The sequence below is a fragment of the Staphylococcus sp. GDY8P54P genome (assembly GCF_017892645.1).
GTDB lineage: Bacteria > Bacillota > Bacilli > Staphylococcales > Staphylococcaceae > Staphylococcus > Staphylococcus ureilyticus.
The window spans coordinates 170,420-188,690 of the sequence record NZ_JAESLN010000009.1 but is presented as its reverse complement, the minus strand read 5'-3'; the positions used below and the strand labels follow the sequence as shown (position 1 = coordinate 188,690).

General features: G+C 32.4%; 15 protein-coding genes. 12 read left to right on the top strand and 3 right to left on the bottom strand.

The genetic code is table 11. The features are described 5' to 3' along the window. The first annotated feature begins 139 nt into the window (after positions 1-139). The 3 genes from KA883_RS04630 (at position 140) to KA883_RS04620 (ending at position 3,832) form a co-directional block, all read left to right on the top strand. Positions 140-1,081, top strand: coding sequence for a beta-ketoacyl-ACP synthase III (locus KA883_RS04630; RefSeq protein WP_040030149.1), 942 nt, complete (start codon positions 140-142; stop codon positions 1,079-1,081). Between the two features lie 11 nt (positions 1,082-1,092). Next, positions 1,093-2,337, top strand: coding sequence for a beta-ketoacyl-ACP synthase II (gene fabF / locus KA883_RS04625; RefSeq protein ID WP_073342619.1), 1,245 nt, complete (start codon positions 1,093-1,095; stop codon positions 2,335-2,337). A gap of 244 nt (positions 2,338-2,581) precedes the next feature. Beyond that, positions 2,582-3,832 (top strand): MFS transporter, encoded by a 1,251-nt coding sequence (locus KA883_RS04620; protein ID WP_046208049.1) that lies wholly within the window; start codon positions 2,582-2,584, stop codon positions 3,830-3,832. Positions 3,833-3,868: 36 nt separating this feature from the next. Here the strand turns inward: KA883_RS04620 and KA883_RS04615 are convergent, their stop codons facing one another. Further along, entirely contained in the window at positions 3,869-4,243 is a 375-nt protein-coding gene (locus KA883_RS04615) for a DUF3899 domain-containing protein (RefSeq protein ID WP_210139882.1), read from the bottom strand. Positions 4,244-4,487: 244 nt separating this feature from the next. Between KA883_RS04615 and opp3b the strand changes: the two genes are divergently transcribed. From opp3b to KA883_RS04590, 5 genes are read left to right on the top strand one after another with little or no spacing between them, the layout of a single operon-like run. Beyond that, positions 4,488-5,414, top strand: coding sequence for an oligopeptide ABC transporter permease (gene opp3b / locus KA883_RS04610; protein ID WP_046208051.1), 927 nt, complete (start codon positions 4,488-4,490; stop codon positions 5,412-5,414). Continuing rightward, a complete protein-coding gene (gene opp3C, locus KA883_RS04605) occupies positions 5,414-6,481 on the top strand; it encodes an oligopeptide ABC transporter permease (protein ID WP_046208052.1) in 1,068 nt (355 codons plus the stop codon). The genes opp3b and opp3C overlap by 1 nt, the downstream gene beginning before the upstream one ends. Before the next feature lie 17 nt (positions 6,482-6,498). Further along, positions 6,499-7,584, top strand: a complete 1,086-nt coding sequence (locus KA883_RS04600) for an ABC transporter ATP-binding protein (RefSeq protein WP_046208053.1) — start codon at positions 6,499-6,501, stop codon at positions 7,582-7,584. Further along, entirely contained in the window at positions 7,574-8,515 is a 942-nt protein-coding gene (locus tag KA883_RS04595; protein ID WP_210139902.1) for an ABC transporter ATP-binding protein, read from the top strand. Before KA883_RS04600 ends, KA883_RS04595 begins: the two co-directional genes overlap by 11 nt. Before the next feature lie 17 nt (positions 8,516-8,532). Beyond that, the gene (locus KA883_RS04590; RefSeq protein ID WP_046208055.1) at positions 8,533-10,182 is read left to right on the top strand and encodes a peptide ABC transporter substrate-binding protein; all 1,650 of its coding nucleotides are present in this window, start codon (positions 8,533-8,535) and stop codon (positions 10,180-10,182) included. 396 nt (positions 10,183-10,578) lie between these two features. Here the strand turns inward: KA883_RS04590 and trpS are convergent, their stop codons facing one another. After that, entirely contained in the window at positions 10,579-11,568 is a 990-nt protein-coding gene (gene trpS, locus KA883_RS04585) for a tryptophan--tRNA ligase (protein WP_046208056.1), read from the bottom strand. 304 nt (positions 11,569-11,872) lie between these two features. Here trpS and spxA point away from each other — a divergent pair, with 304 nt between their 5' ends. The 4 genes from spxA (at position 11,873) to pepF (ending at position 16,755) form a co-directional block, all read left to right on the top strand. Then, positions 11,873-12,268 (top strand): transcriptional regulator SpxA, encoded by a 396-nt coding sequence (gene spxA, locus KA883_RS04580; protein WP_040030144.1) that lies wholly within the window; start codon positions 11,873-11,875, stop codon positions 12,266-12,268. A 312-nt stretch (positions 12,269-12,580) separates the two neighbouring features. Beyond that, the gene (gene mecA / locus KA883_RS04575; RefSeq protein WP_210139881.1) at positions 12,581-13,297 is read left to right on the top strand and encodes an adaptor protein MecA; all 717 of its coding nucleotides are present in this window, start codon (positions 12,581-12,583) and stop codon (positions 13,295-13,297) included. A gap of 593 nt (positions 13,298-13,890) precedes the next feature. Beyond that, positions 13,891-14,892: a competence protein CoiA gene (locus tag KA883_RS04570; protein ID WP_046208058.1), complete on the top strand. Its 1,002-nt coding sequence runs from the start codon at positions 13,891-13,893 to the stop codon at positions 14,890-14,892. A 54-nt stretch (positions 14,893-14,946) separates the two neighbouring features. Next, a complete protein-coding gene (pepF, locus tag KA883_RS04565) occupies positions 14,947-16,755 on the top strand; it encodes an oligoendopeptidase F (RefSeq protein ID WP_046208059.1) in 1,809 nt (602 codons plus the stop codon). Between the two features lie 713 nt (positions 16,756-17,468). Here the strand turns inward: pepF and yjbH are convergent. Further along, positions 17,469-18,257, bottom strand: coding sequence for a protease adaptor protein YjbH (yjbH, locus tag KA883_RS04560; protein WP_046208060.1), 789 nt, complete (start codon positions 18,255-18,257; stop codon positions 17,469-17,471). Between the last annotated feature and the right edge of the window lie 14 nt (positions 18,258-18,271).

The window sequence follows — 18,271 nt, the reverse complement described above, 5'->3', positions numbered from 1 at the left end:
AATTGTACTAATTTTCACTATAAATTATAATAATAAATGTGATTTTAATGAGTATACTAGGTGAAGTTCTTGTATTGGAATTATGTATTATGTTAAATTAATACCTGGTATTAAAAAATTATTAAGAAGGTGTACAACCATGAACGTGGGTATTAAAGGTTTCGGCGCATATGCGCCTGAAAAAGTAGTAGAGAATGCCTATTTTGAATCGTTTTTAGAAACTTCAGATGAATGGATTTCGAAAATGACAGGTATTAAAGAAAGAAGATGGGCTGATGAAGATGAAGAGACGTCTGATTTAGCTTATCAAGCAAGTGTTAAAGCTATTAATGATGCTGGTATTGAACCAACGGACATAGATATGATTATTGTTGCAACATCTACAGGAGATTTTCCATTTCCAACTGTGGCTAACATATTACAAGACAGACTTGGCATCGGAAAGGTTGCTTCTATGGATCAGTTAGCTGCATGTAGTGGTTTCATGTATGCAATGATTAACGCTAAACAATTCGTACAATCAGGCGATTATAAAAATATTTTAGTTGTAGGTGCAGATAAATTATCTAAAATCACAGATTACACAGACCGTTCAACCGCTATTTTATTTGGTGATGGTGCTGGTGCAGTCGTTATCGGCGAAGTGTCTGAAGGCCGAGGTATTTTAAGTTATGAACTTGGATCAGACGGTTCTGGAGGCGAATATTTATATTTAAATCCAGAAAATGGTAAGATATTTATGAATGGACGAGAAGTGTTTAAATTTGCTGTTAGAATCATGGGTGAAGCCTCTAATAATGCAGTTGCAAAAGCAAATTTAGAACCAAACGATATCGATATGTTTGTGCCACATCAAGCGAATATTAGAATTATGGAATCTGCAAGAGAACGATTAGGTATACCTAAAGAAAAAATGAGCGTCTCAGTGGATAAATTTGGTAATACTTCTGCAGCTTCAATTCCATTAAGTATCGCACAAGAATTAGAAAATGGTAAAATTAAAGATGATGATGTTTTAGTACTAGTAGGATTCGGTGGCGGTCTTACTTGGGGTGCTGTAACAATAAGATGGGGAAAATAGGAGGATAATATATGAGCAAGGAACATCGTGTCGTCATTACTGGTATGGGTGTTTTATCACCAATCGGTAATGATGCAAAAACTTCATGGAAAAATGCACTAAATGGTGTTAGTGGTATAGATGAAATAACACGTATAGATACATCAGCATATAAAGTTCATTTAGCTGGTGAATTAAAAGACTTTGATATTGAAGATCATATAGATAAAAAAGAAGCGCGTCGTATGGATCGATTCACACAGTATGCAGTAGTCGCTGCAAGAGAAGCGGTTAAGGATGCAAAACTAGATATTAATGAAGATACAGCTAATAGAATTGGTGTTTGGATTGGCTCAGGTATCGGTGGCATGGAAACATTTGAATTATCACATAGCCAATTGCTAGAGCGTGGCCCTAGACGTGTCAGTCCTTTCTTTGTTCCGATGTTAATTCCTGATATGGCTACAGGCCAAGTATCTATTGATTTAGGTGCAAAAGGGCCGAATGGTGCTACGGTTACAGCATGTGCTACAGGTACAAACTCAATTGGAGAAGCTTTCAAGATTATCCAACGCGGTGATGCCGATGCTATGGTTACTGGTGGTACTGAAGCGCCAATTACACATATGGCAATCGCAGGCTTTAGTGCAAGCCGTGCTTTAACAACGAATGAAGATAAAGAAACAGCTTGTCGACCATTCCAAGAAGGCCGCGATGGCTTTGTAATGGGAGAAGGCGCAGGTATTGTTGTACTTGAATCTTTAGAGTCAGCCAAAGCACGTGGTGCAGAAATTTATGCTGAAGTAGTTGGTTATGGTTCAACAGGTGATGCTTATCATATTACAGCTCCAGCACCTGAAGGCGAAGGCGGCTCACGTGCGATGCAAGCAGCGATTGATGATGCAGGCATTGAGCCCCAAGATATTCAATATTTAAATGCTCATGGTACGAGTACGCCAGTAGGCGATTTGACTGAAATTCAAGCGATTAAAAATACATTTGGTGAAGCAGCTAAAAACTTAAAAATTAGCTCTACAAAATCAATGACTGGTCACTTATTAGGTGCAACAGGTGGTTTAGAGGCCATTTTCTCTGCTTTATCTATTAGAGATGGCCGCATCGCGCCAACCATCCATGCTGAATCTCCAGACCCAGAGTGTGATTTAGACATTGTTCCAAATAAAGCTGAAGATTTAGATATTACTTACGCTATGAGTAATAGTTTAGGATTTGGTGGCCATAATGCCGTCCTTGTTTTGAAAAAATTTAACGACTAAATCATATGTAATGATAAAAGGCTGAGACAATTCATTTGTCCAGCCTTATTTATTTTGGCTGAAATTATTTAACAGATACGGAGTGATATGAATAAGCGATGATATCGATTGAAGATAGTTTTAATTTTTAAATAATATATATTTTAATAGTAAAATACATAATTAAATTTGATATATTGTATATTTATAGTGTGCATCTAGTGTATAATGTGCTTTATATTTACTTCAAAAGGAGGCAGTCAAGATGAAACGCTTTTTAACTTTGTCAACAACTTTGAAAACACGAATGATTGCAGATTTTATCTTGATTATAGCAAGTCAAGCCATCATGCCTTTTATAGCACTTTATTTAACGAGCAAGGTGAACGCAGTTTTTGCAGGGACATTTTTAATTATAAATATTATAGTGAGTTTTATAGTGTCTTTTTTAGGTGGATATTTAGGTGATAATTATAATAGGAAGAAAACGGTGAATTATATTCACTTTTTATATGCAATTTGCCTAATTATTCTAAGTATTACGGTTACTATGGACGGTACTGGTTTAGTTATATTTTGTATTGCTATTTTTGTTTTTCAATTATTATTTGCTGCAAGTGAACCTATATTTGAAGCGGCTATTATGGATGCTATATATGAAGATGTTAGGGCATATGTATATCAACTCAATTATTGGATGTTTAATATCGGTACAGCCATCGGTATGGCGTTAGGTGCATTATTATATTTGGGGCATAAACATTTATTATTTATTCTTTTCTTTGTCGCTATGTTAGTAAGTTGGTACTTATTTGAGAAGTATTATGATGTTAAACAAGTTATTAGTAAAAAAAGCGACGTTACGACTAAGTTTAAACATTTTTTTGAAAGCTATCGAGATGTAGTTAAAGATAAATATTATATGATGCTAAATTTGGGCTATATGATGGTAATCATGGCTGAATTGAGTTTAAATTCTTATGTCGTGGTAAGGTTGAAAGATGCTTTTGAACCATTATCAATTTTAGGTTTTTATATAGATGGTGTCAGAATGTTTACGGTCATTATGATTATTAATACAGTAGTTGTCGCCACTTTAACATTTACTGTCAACAGAATTGTCGCAGCGACTTCGACTAGAATTGCATTTATGATTGGGATTGTCTTGTATACATTAGGATACAGTGTATTGACGTCTGCAACATCGTTTTGGATTTTATGCTTATTTTCAATTTTGGCTACTTTAGGGGAATTAATATATTCACCTATACAAAATGCACAACGATTCTTGATGATTCCTGAAGATAAACGTAGTACGTATAGTACATTTGCAATGGTTTCATTTTACGGCGGAAATATTTTAGCACGTCTAGGACTTATTATTGGCGCATTTATATTACCGTGGATGATGTCTATCTACGTGGCAGTCATTGTTTTGTTGGGCTTTATCCTACTTTATTATGCACTTTTTTGTAATCCTAATATTGATAATCAACAGAAAAAAAGGCTGGATTAGTTATTGTTATTAAATACAATTACTAATCCAGTCTTTTTATATAGCAAATGATATTAAAATAGAGATAATGACATAAATGAGATTACAAAGAAAAGCAATTTTCACCCAAGATGAAACAATATAAATATCTTTTTTAGGTTTAGTAGGCTTAAAAAACGTATCATCTTCAAGCGAGCTTCTATGTTTCTTTCTCATCAATTGATATTTTAATCTTCTAAAACCAAAGCTTGTAGGATCTAAAATGCCTTCCTGCACAATCAAAATGATAAAAGAGAATATTGCTAAGAAGATAGAGACATAGAATATAATATTAATAAAGTTTATCCAATTATGGTTTGAAAATAACCATAAAATAAATGAAATTATAGGTGTAATAAGTAAAAATAATACGGGATGTTTTAAATATTTCATGTCGTTGCCCCCAAAAAAGAATTAAATTAATTGTAACTTAAGTTAACTAAAAAATGAATAAAAATTACTATAAATTCGTTAACAACAGTATTTAATTAGAAGTTTAAAATTAATTAATTTTTAATTTCTTTAATAAAGTAAAGCAATAGAATATTGATTAAAATCTTAACTAAACGTATAATGTTATTAAATATTCTGAATATTGTGAAGGGAATGTTTAATTCGATTCAAAGGGGGATACAATATGCTTAAATATATTTTAAAGCGATTGGGTTATATGTTTTTGTCATTATTCATTATCATTACCATTACTTTTTTCTTGATGAAACTTATGCCAGGTTCACCATTTAATGATGAAAAATTAAATGATGAACAAAAGCAAATTCTAAATGAAAAATATGGTTTGAATGACCCAGTACCAGTTCAGTATGCGAGTTATTTGAAGAATGTTGTTACGGGGGACTTTGGTAACTCATTCCAATATGATAACCAGCCAGTTTGGGATTTAATCAAACCAAGGTTATTACCATCTTTAGAGATGGGTTTAACAGCGATGGTGATTGGTGTCATACTCGGTCTGATTTTAGGGGTCATTGCGGCAGTCCGGCAAAACACCTGGGCTGACTATACAGCTACAGTAATTTCAGTTATAGCAGTATCGGTACCATCATTCGTCTTAGCTGTTTTATTACAATATGTATTTTCAGTAAGATTGCAATGGTTCCCAGTAGCAGGTTGGGAAGGTATTTCAACAGCAGTGTTACCATCTTTAGCACTATCAGCAGCAGTTTTAGCGACGGTAGCAAGATACATAAGAGCAGAAATGATAGAAGTGTTAAGTTCAGATTATATTTTACTTGCACGTGCCAAAGGTAATTCAACAATGAGAGTATTATTTGGACACGCATTAAGAAATGCCTTGATTCCAGTAATTACAATTATTGTGCCAATGTTGGCGAGTATATTAACAGGTACTTTGACAATTGAAAATATTTTTGGTGTGCCAGGGTTAGGGGATCAATTCGTAAGATCGATTACCACGAACGATTTCCCAGTAATTATGGCGACAACTATTTTATTCAGTACACTATTTATAGTTTCTATTTTCCTTGTAGATATATTATATGGTGTTATTGATCCACGTATACGTGTACAAGGAGGTAAAAAATAATGGCTGATAATAAAAATGAAAATTTAAATCAAGATTATTCAAATGCAGTTATGTCACATACCTCAGAAGCAATCCCAGCATCAGATTTTATTAGAAGTAACAATGATATTGAAAAAGAGCCTGAAATACAGCGAGAAAGTAAAAACTTTTGGCAGGATGCATGGACACAATTAAAGCGTAATAAATTAGCGGTAGTTGGTATGATAGGGTTAATTATTATCATTATTTTAGCGTTAATTGGGCCATTATTTAGTGCGCATGACTATGCTGAACAAGATGTTGAAAGACGTAACTTACCAGCTAAAATACCTGTACTAGATCAAATTTCATTTTTACCATTCGATGGTGAAGGTGCTCAAGGTAAAGATGCTTATGAAGAAGCTGGAGTGAAAGAAAATTTCTGGTTTGGTACAGACCAATTAGGTAGAGATTTATGGTCACGTACTTGGCAAGGTGCACAAGTATCATTATTTATTGGTGTTGTTGCAGCATTGCTCGATATTTTTATAGGGGTCATTTATGGCGCGATTTCAGGATTTTTTGGAGGACGACTTGATAATGTGATGCAACGTATTATTGAAATTGTTGCGTCTATACCAACATTGATTGTTGTTATTTTATTCGTGTTAATCTTTGAACCATCTATATGGACGATTATATTAGCGATGGCAATCACAGGCTGGATTGGAATGAGTCGTGTTGTCAGAGGGGAATTCTTAAAATTAAAAGGCCAAGAATTTGTATTAGCTTCAAAAACATTAGGTGCATCTAAACTTAAATTAATATTTAAGCACATATTACCTAACACACTAGGAGTTATAGTTGTTACATCTATGTTTACAGTGCCGAATGCAATCTTCTTCGAAGCATTCCTAAGCTTTATTGGTATTGGAGTGCCAGCACCAAGAACATCACTTGGTTCACTTGTAAATGATGGTCGCGCAATGTTATTGATTCATCCACATGAATTATTTATTCCGGCTATTATTTTAAGTTTATTAATATTATTCTTCTATCTATTTAGTGATGGATTACGTGATGCATTTGATCCGAAAATGCGTAAATAAAAAGGGGGCAACATTTTATGTCAGAAAGAATATTAGAAGTTAACAATTTGCATGTTTCCTTTGATATTGACGCAGGGGAAGTGCAAGCAGTACGTGGCGTGGATTTCTTTCTAGATAAAGGAGAAACACTAGCGATTGTTGGTGAATCAGGTTCTGGGAAATCAGTGACAACAAAAGCTATTACGAAATTATTCCAAGGTGATACAGGGAGAATTAAAAAAGGTGTTATTAATTTCTTGGGTGAAGACTTAGCTCAAAAATCAGAAGAAGAGTTAATTAAATTACGAGGAAAAGATATTTCTATGATTTTTCAAGATCCGATGACTTCGCTTAATCCTACAATGAAAATAGGTAAGCAGGTTATGGAACCACTAATGAAACATAGAAATTACAATAAAGTAAATGCGAAAAAAAGAGCATTGGAAATATTAAACCTTGTCGGTTTACCAAACGCTGAAAAACGTTTTAATGCCTATCCACATCAATTTTCAGGGGGACAAAGACAGAGAATAGTCATTGCGACAGCACTTGCATGTGAGCCTAAAGTATTAATTGCTGATGAGCCAACTACTGCACTTGATGTAACGATGCAAGCTCAAATATTAGAATTGATGAGAGAGTTACAAAGTAAAATAAGTACTTCAATCGTTTTCATCACTCATGATTTAGGTGTTGTTGCTAATATAGCAGACAGAGTAGCTGTTATGTATGGTGGTCAAATGGTTGAAACAGGGGATGTAGATGAAATATTTTATGACCCTAAACACCCGTATACTTGGGGACTATTATCATCGATGCCTGATTTAACGACTGGTTCAGAAACAGAATTATTAGCTATTCCAGGTACACCACCAGATTTATTACACCCGCCTAAAGGAGATGCATTTGCTGAACGTAGCCAATATGCATTAGATGTGGATTTTAAAACACCGCCACCATGGTTCAAAATATCTGATACACATTTTGTGAAATCTTGGTTACTTGACGAGCGTGCACCTCATGTTGAACCACCAGAAATGGTACAAAAACGTTTACGTAAGATGCCAAATAATTACGATAAACCACAACAAGTAGAAAGGGTGGCGTTTGATGATGCAAAATAAAGACATACTTTTACAAGTGAAAAATGTTAAACAATATTTTAATGAAGGAAAGCGTAACGAAGTGCGTGCAGTTGAAAATATTTCATTTGATATTTATAAAGGGGAAACATTTGGATTAGTTGGTGAATCTGGTTGTGGAAAATCTACAACTGGTAAAGCTATTATTAAACTCAATGATATAACTGATGGAGAAATACTTTATGAAGGTATCGATATTCAAAAAATAAAAAACCGTAAAGATTCTTTAAAGTTTAATAAAAAGATGCAAATGATTTTCCAAGATCCGTATGCTTCATTAAACCCAAGGTTAAAAGTCATGGATATCGTAGCAGAGGGGATAGATATTCATAAGCTAGCTAGTGGGACAAAAGACCGAAAAAGAAGAGTTTACAATTTATTAGAAACAGTAGGTCTTAGCAAAGAACATGCCAATCGTTATCCACATGAATTCTCAGGCGGTCAAAGACAACGTATCGGTATTGCACGTTCATTAGCAGTAGAACCAGAATTTATTATTGCAGATGAGCCAATATCAGCGTTAGATGTGTCAATACAAGCCCAGGTCGTTAATTTGTTATTAAAGTTGCAAAGAGAACACAATATTACGTTTTTATTTATTGCCCATGACCTTTCAATGGTGAAATATATTTCAGACAGAATAGCAGTAATGCATTTTGGTAAAATTGTCGAATTAGGTTCTGCAGATGAAATATACAATCATCCGTTACATCCTTACACGAAATCATTGCTTTCAGCAGTACCACAACCGGATCCTGAAAGTGAACGTTCTCGAAAAAGAACAGTGTATAAAGAAGACACATCCAAAAATAATCAACGGTCATTAAATGAAATACAACCTGGCCATTTTGTATTTACTACGGATGAAGAAGCAGAAACATTAAAATCTCAAATGCAAGCACCATCAGTATAAGGGGAAGGGGGATTAATATGAAAAGGATTAAACTATTTATAGTTTTATTAGCTTTAACGGTGATTACAGCGGGATGTAGCAGTGCTGAAGGTATCTACTCGGACAAAGGACAAGTATTTAGAAAAGTGATACCACAAGATATTTCTTCATTAGACTCTGCACTAGTGACCGACACGGTATCTTTTGATTTATTCAATCAAGTCTATGAAGGTCTTTACACTTTGGATAAGAATGATAAAGCACAACCAGGTGTCGCTAAAGAAATGCCAAAGAAAAGTAATGGCGGTAAGACATTGACAATTAAATTGCGTAAGGATGCAAAATGGTCTAATGGGGATCCAGTTACTGCACAAGATTTTGTTTTTGCATGGAAACGTGTTGTCAATCCAGATACAGCTTCAGAATATGCTTACATAATGTATGACTTAAAAAATGCTGAAGACATTAATATGGGTAAAAAAGATGTTGATAAATTAGGTGTAAAAGCGTTAGATGACCACACATTAAAAATTGAACTAAATAAGCCAATACCATATATTAATGAAATGCTCGCATTTGGCACATACTTGCCACAAAAAGAAAAAGTTGTGAAAAAGCATGGTGAACAATATGCTACAACTGCAGATAAAACAGTGTTTAATGGTCCGTTCAAAGTTCAAGATTGGAAAGTAGAAGATAAAATTCAATTAGTTAAAAATGAAGATTATTGGGACAAGAAAAAAGTTCATTTAGACCGTGTAAATTATAAAGTGTTAAAAGACCAGCAAGCAGGAGCATCACTTTATGACACTGGTTCTGTAGATGATACTACTATCAGTGCAGACCAAGTGGACAAATATCAAGGAAATCCTGGTTTGAAAAAACGTTTGTTGGCTAGTACGTTCTATATGAAGTTAAATCAAGATAATGTACCTGAATTTAAAAATAAAGATTTACGAATTGCAATTTCACAAGCGATTGATAAAGAAGGCTATGTGAATTCAGTTTTAAATAATGGATCTGAATCGACAGATGGGTTCACAGCTAAATTAACGGCAGAAACACCTGACGGCAAAGACTTTGCCGAATCTATAGATTCACCACTTGCATATAATCCGAAAGCAGCTAAGAAACACTTAGAAAAAGCGAAAAAAGATTTAGGTGTGAAAGAATTGACGTTTACCATGAATACTGAAGATACACCAGGATCAAAAGTATCAGCAGAATATATAAAATCAGAAGTAGAGAAGAATTTACCAGGTGTAACGATGAAAGTTAAACAGTTACCGTTTAAACAGAGAGTAAACCAAGAACATTCTGAAACATTTGAAGCATCGCTATCAGGTTGGGGGCCAGATTATCCAGACCCTCTAACATTCTTGGAAATTATGACAACAGGTAATCCTTCAAATAATACCGCTTGGGGTAATAAAAAATACGACCAACTCGTTAAAGATGCGAATGGTAAATTATTGAAAAAACCTGAAGAACGTAATGCAGCGATGAAAGAAGCGGAAGAATTATTACTCAATGATGCACCTGTAGCACCTATATATCAAAAAGGGGAAGCACATTTAACCAATCCACAAGTCAAAGGTTTATTCTATCACCAAATTGGTGGTGATACTTCGTTAAAAGAAGTAAGCATTGATAAATCAATTGACCGTGAAACTGGTAAAAAGAAATAAAAGAAGTGAAAAATGAAATTTGAGTACAACTTATTGAAATAATGAAAATACGTCACTTTCTATGTCATTATATAGAGAGTGACGTATTCTTTGATATCATACATTTTTGATCCTTGTTAAATAATTACTTTCCAACAGAAGAACTGACAATAAATGATTATTGATATTGTAAGACCTAATTGATATATTTCAAAAATTACGGTGTTAATGTAGCATTTATCAACTAAACAAAATTGTAATTTGCTAAAATCACGCGGATAGTTGTAGAAGGAATGATGAAATTTGAGTACAACCAGATTAATATATGTATCGAAAGTTGAAAAAAACAGACTAATCCTTTAATTTGGATTGGTCTGTTTTAAAATGAGATGTATGCCAATTTTTTTGATTTTTAGATTATCTTTTTCGACCTAAGCCCATTGCTTTTTCCATTTTTTTTAATGTTTTAAATGAAGCTTTTTGAGCTTTCTCTCTACCATTATCTAAAATCGTATCTAATTCATCTGAGTTGAAATAATACTCATATTTTTCTTGGAACTGAACTAAAAAGTCTTTTACAATTTCAGCTAAATCTGATTTAAATTCACCATAGTTAGAATCTTTATACTGTGTTTGGAGTTCATCAATTGTTTTATCAGTTAAACTTGAATAGATAGATAATAAATTTGAAATGCCAGGCTTATTGTCACGATCAAATTTAATAATACCATCTGAATCTGTTACTGCGCTTTTTATTTTTTTAGCGCCAACATTGGGTTCATCTAACAATGAGATATAATTTTTTTGGTTATCATCACTTTTACTCATTTTTTTCGTTGGGTCTTGTAAACTCATAACACGACCACCAACTTTTGGCATGCGTATTTCTGGTTTTACAAGAACATCGTTGTAACGTGAATTGAATCGGTCTACTAAATTTCTAGTTAATTCAATATGTTGTTTTTGGTCGTCTCCAACAGGAACGATGTTTGTGTTATAAATAACGATATCTGCTGCCATTAATGGAGGATATGTAAGTAAGCCAGCTGGTATACCTTCCGTTTGTTTTACTGCTTTATCTTTAAATTGTGTCATGCGTTCTAATTCACCAATAGATGAAATAGTTGTTAACATCCAGCTAGCTTGCACATGCGCTGGCACTTCAGATTGTATAAATAATGTTGATTTTTCTGGATCAATGCCTGAAGCTAAATAAATTGCTGCTAGTTGTCTTGTTTGTTTACGTAGTTTTAATCGATCTTGTGGAATTGTAATTGCGTGTTGATCCACGATGCAGAAGAAACAATCATAGTCTTCTTGGACTTCACCAAATTGCTTCAACGCACCAATATAATTACCAAGCGTTGGGATGCCGCTAGGTTGGATACCAGAAAATAAAGTTTCCATTTTTTGATGCCTACCTTTTTAATAATTTAATTTATCTACTTTAGTAATAGTATAACAGTATTTCAATCATTTGTAAGTTATGTTAAACTGTATACATATCAATATTTCTAACTAAATTGATTGGGAATTAAGCTTATTTGAAAATTTTTAAAAAAATTAGAGAATTCTCATTTAATTTTAATGTTGATAGGGTATACTTTAATTGTAAGGTTAAGAGAGGTAAAAATGACTTAGTAATTTCTTAATCATATAAAAATTGAAATCTAATGAATTTATATTCATGAAAAATAGGAGAGTGAGATGTATGGTAACATTATTTACTTCACCAAGTTGCACATCTTGCCGTAAAGCGAAAGCATGGTTACAAGAACATGACATTCCGTATACGGAGCGTAACATTTTTTCAGAACACTTAACAATTGATGAAATTAAACAAATTTTAAAAATGACTGAAGATGGAACAGACGAAATCATATCTACTCGTTCTAAAACTTATCAAAAATTAAATGTAGATATTGATGCTTTACCACTTCAAGACTTATATTCAATTATCCAAGATAATCCAGGTTTATTAAGACGTCCGATTATCTTAGATGATAAACGTTTACAAGTTGGTTATAATGAAGATGAAATCAGACGTTTTTTACCTAGAAAAGTACGTACGTTCCAATTGCAAGAAGCGCAACGTATGGTTGATTAATTTATAAATAGAGCGATTAAGCCATAAAGTAATGTTATTGTGATGTTGCTTTGTGGTTTTGTTGTGTTTACCATAACAGATAAATGTATACTTACGTCAAACAAATCGATTATTCGATTGTGAATAATTATTGACTAAATTCAAACAGCACTCTATAAAAAGTGCTGTTTTTTGGCCTTTTATAAGGGTATATGTTATTATAAGAGACCAAATAGAAAATAGTAAAAATTAATCAAACAAATTAATTGTAATTCTTACTACGTTCTAATACAATAATGATTACTATTCATCGACTGTAAGGAGTGAGATGATATGAGAATAGAGCGAGTTGACGATACTACCGTTAAACTATTTATAACATATAGTGATATAGAAGCAAGAGGTTTTAAACGAGAAGATTTATGGACTAATCGCAAACGTGGAGAAGAATTCTTTTGGAACATGATGGAAGAAATCAATGAAGAAGAAGATTTTGTTGTTGAAGGTCCTTTATGGATTCAAGTACATGCCTTTGAAAAGGGCGTTGAAGTAACAATTTCTAAATCTAAAAACGAAGATCTTATCAATATGTCTGATGAAGACAATGACCAATTAGATCATCAAGTTAATGATTTATTATCACAAACATTTGATCAAGATGATAGTTTAGAGGATTTATTTGAACAACGACAACAACAAAAAGAGACACAACAAGATCAAGAACGCAACAAACGTAAGCCGCAAAATACACGTACTGTTATAGTTAGATTTAATGACTTGGAAGAAGTAATTGATTATGCTTACCATAATAATCAAAGAACAGATGAGTTTGAAGATTTATTATATAGTCTTAATAATGTATATTACTACACTGTTCACTTTGATGAAACAGTTGGACAAGAAACAATTAACGATAGTTACAGTCAATTACTTGAGTTCGCATATCCTACTGATAAATCAGAAGTATATTTAAACGATTACGCAAAAATTATTATGAGTCATAATGTCGCTTCACAAGTACGTCGTTATTTTCCTGATACAACAGAATAACTACGATAAAGAAACTAATATAAATTATTATCAGCAATGATTATGATTTGATTAGTAGATTAATTTGAGACTGACAGTCTGGGACATAAGGTTCTTGGACAAATGAAAAAAGGCAATTTCTATTGAAATCATATAGAAATTGCCTTTTTCTGTATTGTTTTAAAATAAGTCATTTGATTCTGTGAGAGCTACATCATTCAGATACCATTATTGATCTTTTTCTATTGTACGACTAGAGCATACAGATTGGGTGTCTACATGTAGAATAATTGTTAACATCATTTTGGTTGATATAAGACGTTGTTTTTAAAGTATTTTAATGTGAAATTACGTATGAATACGTTGTATTTTGGTGAGGTACTGAAGGAACAGGATAAGCTGAAGACTGCAGTATGAAGCTGTTTTCTAAGAAAGCAAGTCAACAATACGAAGTATTGAATAATAAAGAAGCGCGCAGATAAATTGAATTAAATCATCTGCGTGCTATTTTTCTAGGATTTATGTCTCAGATTCTTTATGTAATAACAAGGTGATTTCTAAATAAAGTATAGTAATTTGTTGGCTTATCACGTGTAATTAAATGAGGTGAAGAAATGTTATACGCGAACAATAATCGAAATCAGGCCGTTTGGGCAAAAGATGCGATAAAAAATAAGCATTATCGTTGCCCATTTTGTAAATGCAAAGTGATATTAAAAAAAGGAACATACAATACACCTCATTTTGCGCATATCCGTAATAATCGTTCATACTGTCATAAAAATGAATCACAAGAACATTTTAATTTAAAATACCATATTGCTCGTGAGTTAAAAGGCTTAAATCACAAAGTTAACATCGAACCTTATGTACCACAAAGTTACCAATATCCTGATTTAATCATTGATGATGAAATTGTATTAGAAATACAATTTTCAAAAGTAACGACAGCATGTATTTCAAAACGCAGTAAAACTTTACAAAATGCTGGGTATAAAGTGTATTGGATAACAAAAAAAGTTAAATTTAATAAAAGTAATAGTGTTTTGTATTTATCAAAATACGAAAGAAATTTTATTAACATTCATAATAGATTATTATTATCGTGGGATACAACACATAAAATTCTTTTTGGTTATAAAGTGATTAATTTTTTAGGAGGGCAACAATTTATTGCCAAAAGGCATTGTATGACATTTGCACAATTAATTAATCAAATTCAAATAGAGCGTGTTTATCATGCGCCAACACAGCCCTTAAAATTATCCAAAATTGCTATAAGCACTTATTTGAGAAACTGCCGTAAAACACACTCAGTTTTAGAACCAAGTTTAAGTGTGATGTATAATTTAAAATTAACGGATGCATGGGTAAATAAATATATAGGTATAATTTACCCAGAACAAATTTATATTAAGTCACATCCTGTGTATTGGCAATTACAACTTATATATTTGTGGCGTACACACACTTTTAACATGACACGATTTAAACAACTGATAGAATTAAATCATTTTTATAATGTTGAAATAGATAAAACGCAAATAAGCCATAGCGTTGTTCAAAAGTTCAAACAATTCTATCATAATCATGGGTGTTATAGCGTGCAAAAATAATCATGACATGAGAAAATTATACTAATAGACTTTATAGGAGGTTTACTAGATATTATGACACAACAATTAACAAGAGAAGAGCAAGAACGTAAATATCCAGAATATACTTGGGATTTATCTACCATTTTTGAATCTGACAATGCTTTTGAAGATGCATTTAAAGAAGTAGAAAATAATATCGGCAAAGAACAACAATATGTCGGTCACTTAGCTGATAGCTCATCTACACTATATAATGCATTAGCACTAGAAGATGAATTAGGTTCTAAGTTAGAAAAAGTATATGTATATGCACATTTAAAACAAGATCAAGATACAGCGAATGATAAATACACAGGTTATGAATCTAGAGCACATCAATTAATTATAAAATTCAGCTCAGCATGGAGTTTCTTAGTGCCAGAAATTCTACAAATAGATGAAACAACGATACAAAAATTTATTGATGAAAATGATGATTTGGAACGTTACAAATTTGATTTAAAATTAATTAATGAAAAAAGACCACATGTATTGAGTGCAGATAAAGAAAGATTACTAACTGAAGCACAAGATGCATTGTCTACACCTGACAATGTGTATGGTATGTTTAGTAATGCGGATTTAGAATTTGAAGATGCGATAGATAGTGAAGGCCAACGACATTCATTAACACAAGGAACATTCATTAAATGTCTTGAATCAGATGATCGCGTATTACGTCAATCTGCTTATGAAAATTTATATAAAGCATACGGTGCTTATAATAATACACTAAGTGCGACGCTCGCTGGAGAAGTTAAGAAAAATGTTTTTAACGCTAGAACACATAACTATAAAACAGCAAGAGAAGCAGCGTTAAGTAATAATCACATTCCAGAAGCTGTATATGATAATTTAGTGAAAACAGTTCATAAATACTTACCTTTACTTCATCGCTATACTAAATTGCGCAAAGAACTATTGGGCTTAGATGACATGAAAATGTATGATGTTTACACACCACTTGTTAAAGATATTAAATTTGAAATGCCGTACGAAGAGGCTAAAGATTGGATGTTGAAAGCATTACAACCGATGGGTGAAGAATATATGAAAGTTGTAGAAGAAGGATTAAATCATCGATGGGTAGATGTCTTTGAAAATAAAGGTAAACGTTCTGGAGGTTATTCATCAGGTGCACACTTAACAAATCCGTTTATTTTACTAAATTGGTCAAATACTGTTTCTGATTTGTATACTTTAGTACATGAATTTGGTCATTCAGCACATAGCTACTTTAGTCGTCAAAATCAACCATCTAATTTAAGTGATTACACTATTTTCGTTGCAGAAGTTGCATCGACTTGTAATGAAGCACTATTAAGTGATTATATGGATAAACATTTAGATGACAAGCGCAGATTATTACTATTAAACCAAGAACTTGAACGTTTCCGTGCAACACTATTTAGACAAACAATGTTCGCAGAGTTTGAACATAAAATCCATCAAATAGAAGAAGCAGGAGAACCATTAACAGCTAACCGTATGAATGAAGAATACGCAGCGCTCAACAGAAAATATTTTGGAGATTCTGTTGAAACAGATGAAAATATTAGTAAAGAATGGTCTAGAATACCACACTTTTATATGAATTATTATGTGTATCAATATGCAACCGGATACAGTGCAGCTCAAAGTTTAAGTCATCAAATTTTAACAGAAGGTAAACCTGCTGTTGAGCGATATATCAATGAATTCTTGAAAAAAGGTAGTTCAAATTATCCTATTGAAATCTTAAAAAATGCAGGTGTAGATATGACAACTCCAGAACCAATTGAACAAGCTTGCCAAGTGTTCGAACAAAAATTAGACGCTTTTGAAAAGTTAATGAAAGCTTAGTATGAATGTATTCGTTTACAATATGACAAGTTTGTGACAAAGGAGATTTATTTAATTTTAAAGGTTGAAAGGTATATAACACCGTGTTATATTATATACATGAAATTAATCACATAACAAACATACCCCTTTGTTTGAAGTGAAAAATTTCTCCCATCCCCTTTGTTTAGCGCCGTGTAATCAGACACGGCGTTTTTTTTTATGTTCATTTTTAAAGACTTTTATATGTATAAGAAATTGAATAACTATTCAGATATTTCAGCATATATTTTGACTGGAATTTTATATAAAACATGAATGTATATTGAAAATAATGATTAACAATTAGCAACTACTAAGCAAGTAATTGCAAGTATATATTATACAAAAAAGTGATTGAGTGATCATAACTAGGAATGATAAATAAAAATGCCAACTTCTTTAATACTCATATAGAAGTTGGCATTTCTTTACTTTTATGAAATTTTGTAATTCTATCTACTATGATATTAGCGTATATTCAAAATGTTTATTTAACTTTTATAAGTTTATGAAACATTTTCTAGATAAATCATTAACCTATATAAAATCTTTTAAAGTCATTTTATTTTGACTTATGCTTTTAGCTTTTGATTCGGAAAGTAAGCATGTTGTATGTCACAAGTTTTTAACCATAAAATATACTACGTTTTATGGTGCAGTATATTGATATAGATATGAACAAAATTAATATTTCAAACTTTTGACTTCCAAAATTTACCTTCTGGTGAGCTAAGTTTTTCTATTTTTTGCTGTAATGCTAATTTTTTCAGCTCTTTATTCAATAATTTTTCAGGCCATTCATAAATAGTCAGTAATTCTTCTTTGGTTACTAATTGTTGTTGATAGATGTAAGTTTCCAAACTTGGTGGGAGTTCTTTTTCAATCGGTGAACCAATCAGTTCGTTTATGATGTACGTATATATGTGATAAGGGTACAAGCCTTCGACTTTTAAACCTTCTTCATGAATATCTTCATTAAAGAATACAAGAGAGGGTGCTTCTTCAATTTCCATTTCTCGAGCGATATGCAAGTCAACTTGTAAGCTTTCCCTTAAAGCACTTTTATGTAAGTCTTCTTTAAAGACTTCATAATCAAGGCCAGCATTACTTATACAATTATTGACCATCTCTTCAGTGATAATATCTCGTTTTGGTATTATCTCATTTTGAACAAGATGGATAAAACGCTCCGCCCGTAATCGACCTTGGAGTTCGGCGGCCTTATAGGCAAGTGCAATATTATCTAAATTTGATGTACTTTGTGCTTGGCATTTTGTTAATACACGTAAAGAAGGGTTTAAAATATGTCTAATACTTATATATTGTTTATACTCAAGTCGTAATTTTGAAAGTATCGCAGACAATTTAAAGCACTCTTTACTGAATGGATCGAAAAAGGAATAAATTTCAATCTTACTCAAAGGTGAAAGATTTGCATCTTCACGACTATTAGCATTTATCAATTTTAATTCTTCAGCCATGTTTTTTCACCTAC

Coding starts and splice junctions, on each gene's coding strand:
- KA883_RS04630 (WP_040030149.1), top strand. CDS start 140: ATGAACGTGGGTATTAAAGGTTTCGGCGCATATGCGCCTGAAAAAGTA.
- fabF (WP_073342619.1), top strand. CDS start 1,093: ATGAGCAAGGAACATCGTGTCGTCATTACTGGTATGGGTGTTTTATCA.
- KA883_RS04620 (WP_046208049.1), top strand. CDS start 2,582: ATGAAACGCTTTTTAACTTTGTCAACAACTTTGAAAACACGAATGATT.
- KA883_RS04615 (WP_210139882.1), bottom strand. CDS start 4,243: ATGAAATATTTAAAACATCCCGTATTATTTTTACTTATTACACCTATA.
- opp3b (WP_046208051.1), top strand. CDS start 4,488: ATGCTTAAATATATTTTAAAGCGATTGGGTTATATGTTTTTGTCATTA.
- opp3C (WP_046208052.1), top strand. CDS start 5,414: ATGGCTGATAATAAAAATGAAAATTTAAATCAAGATTATTCAAATGCA.
- KA883_RS04600 (WP_046208053.1), top strand. CDS start 6,499: ATGTCAGAAAGAATATTAGAAGTTAACAATTTGCATGTTTCCTTTGAT.
- KA883_RS04595 (WP_210139902.1), top strand. CDS start 7,574: ATGCAAAATAAAGACATACTTTTACAAGTGAAAAATGTTAAACAATAT.
- KA883_RS04590 (WP_046208055.1), top strand. CDS start 8,533: ATGAAAAGGATTAAACTATTTATAGTTTTATTAGCTTTAACGGTGATT.
- trpS (WP_046208056.1), bottom strand. CDS start 11,568: ATGGAAACTTTATTTTCTGGTATCCAACCTAGCGGCATCCCAACGCTT.
- spxA (WP_040030144.1), top strand. CDS start 11,873: ATGGTAACATTATTTACTTCACCAAGTTGCACATCTTGCCGTAAAGCG.
- mecA (WP_210139881.1), top strand. CDS start 12,581: ATGAGAATAGAGCGAGTTGACGATACTACCGTTAAACTATTTATAACA.
- KA883_RS04570 (WP_046208058.1), top strand. CDS start 13,891: ATGTTATACGCGAACAATAATCGAAATCAGGCCGTTTGGGCAAAAGAT.
- pepF (WP_046208059.1), top strand. CDS start 14,947: ATGACACAACAATTAACAAGAGAAGAGCAAGAACGTAAATATCCAGAA.
- yjbH (WP_046208060.1), bottom strand. CDS start 18,257: ATGGCTGAAGAATTAAAATTGATAAATGCTAATAGTCGTGAAGATGCA.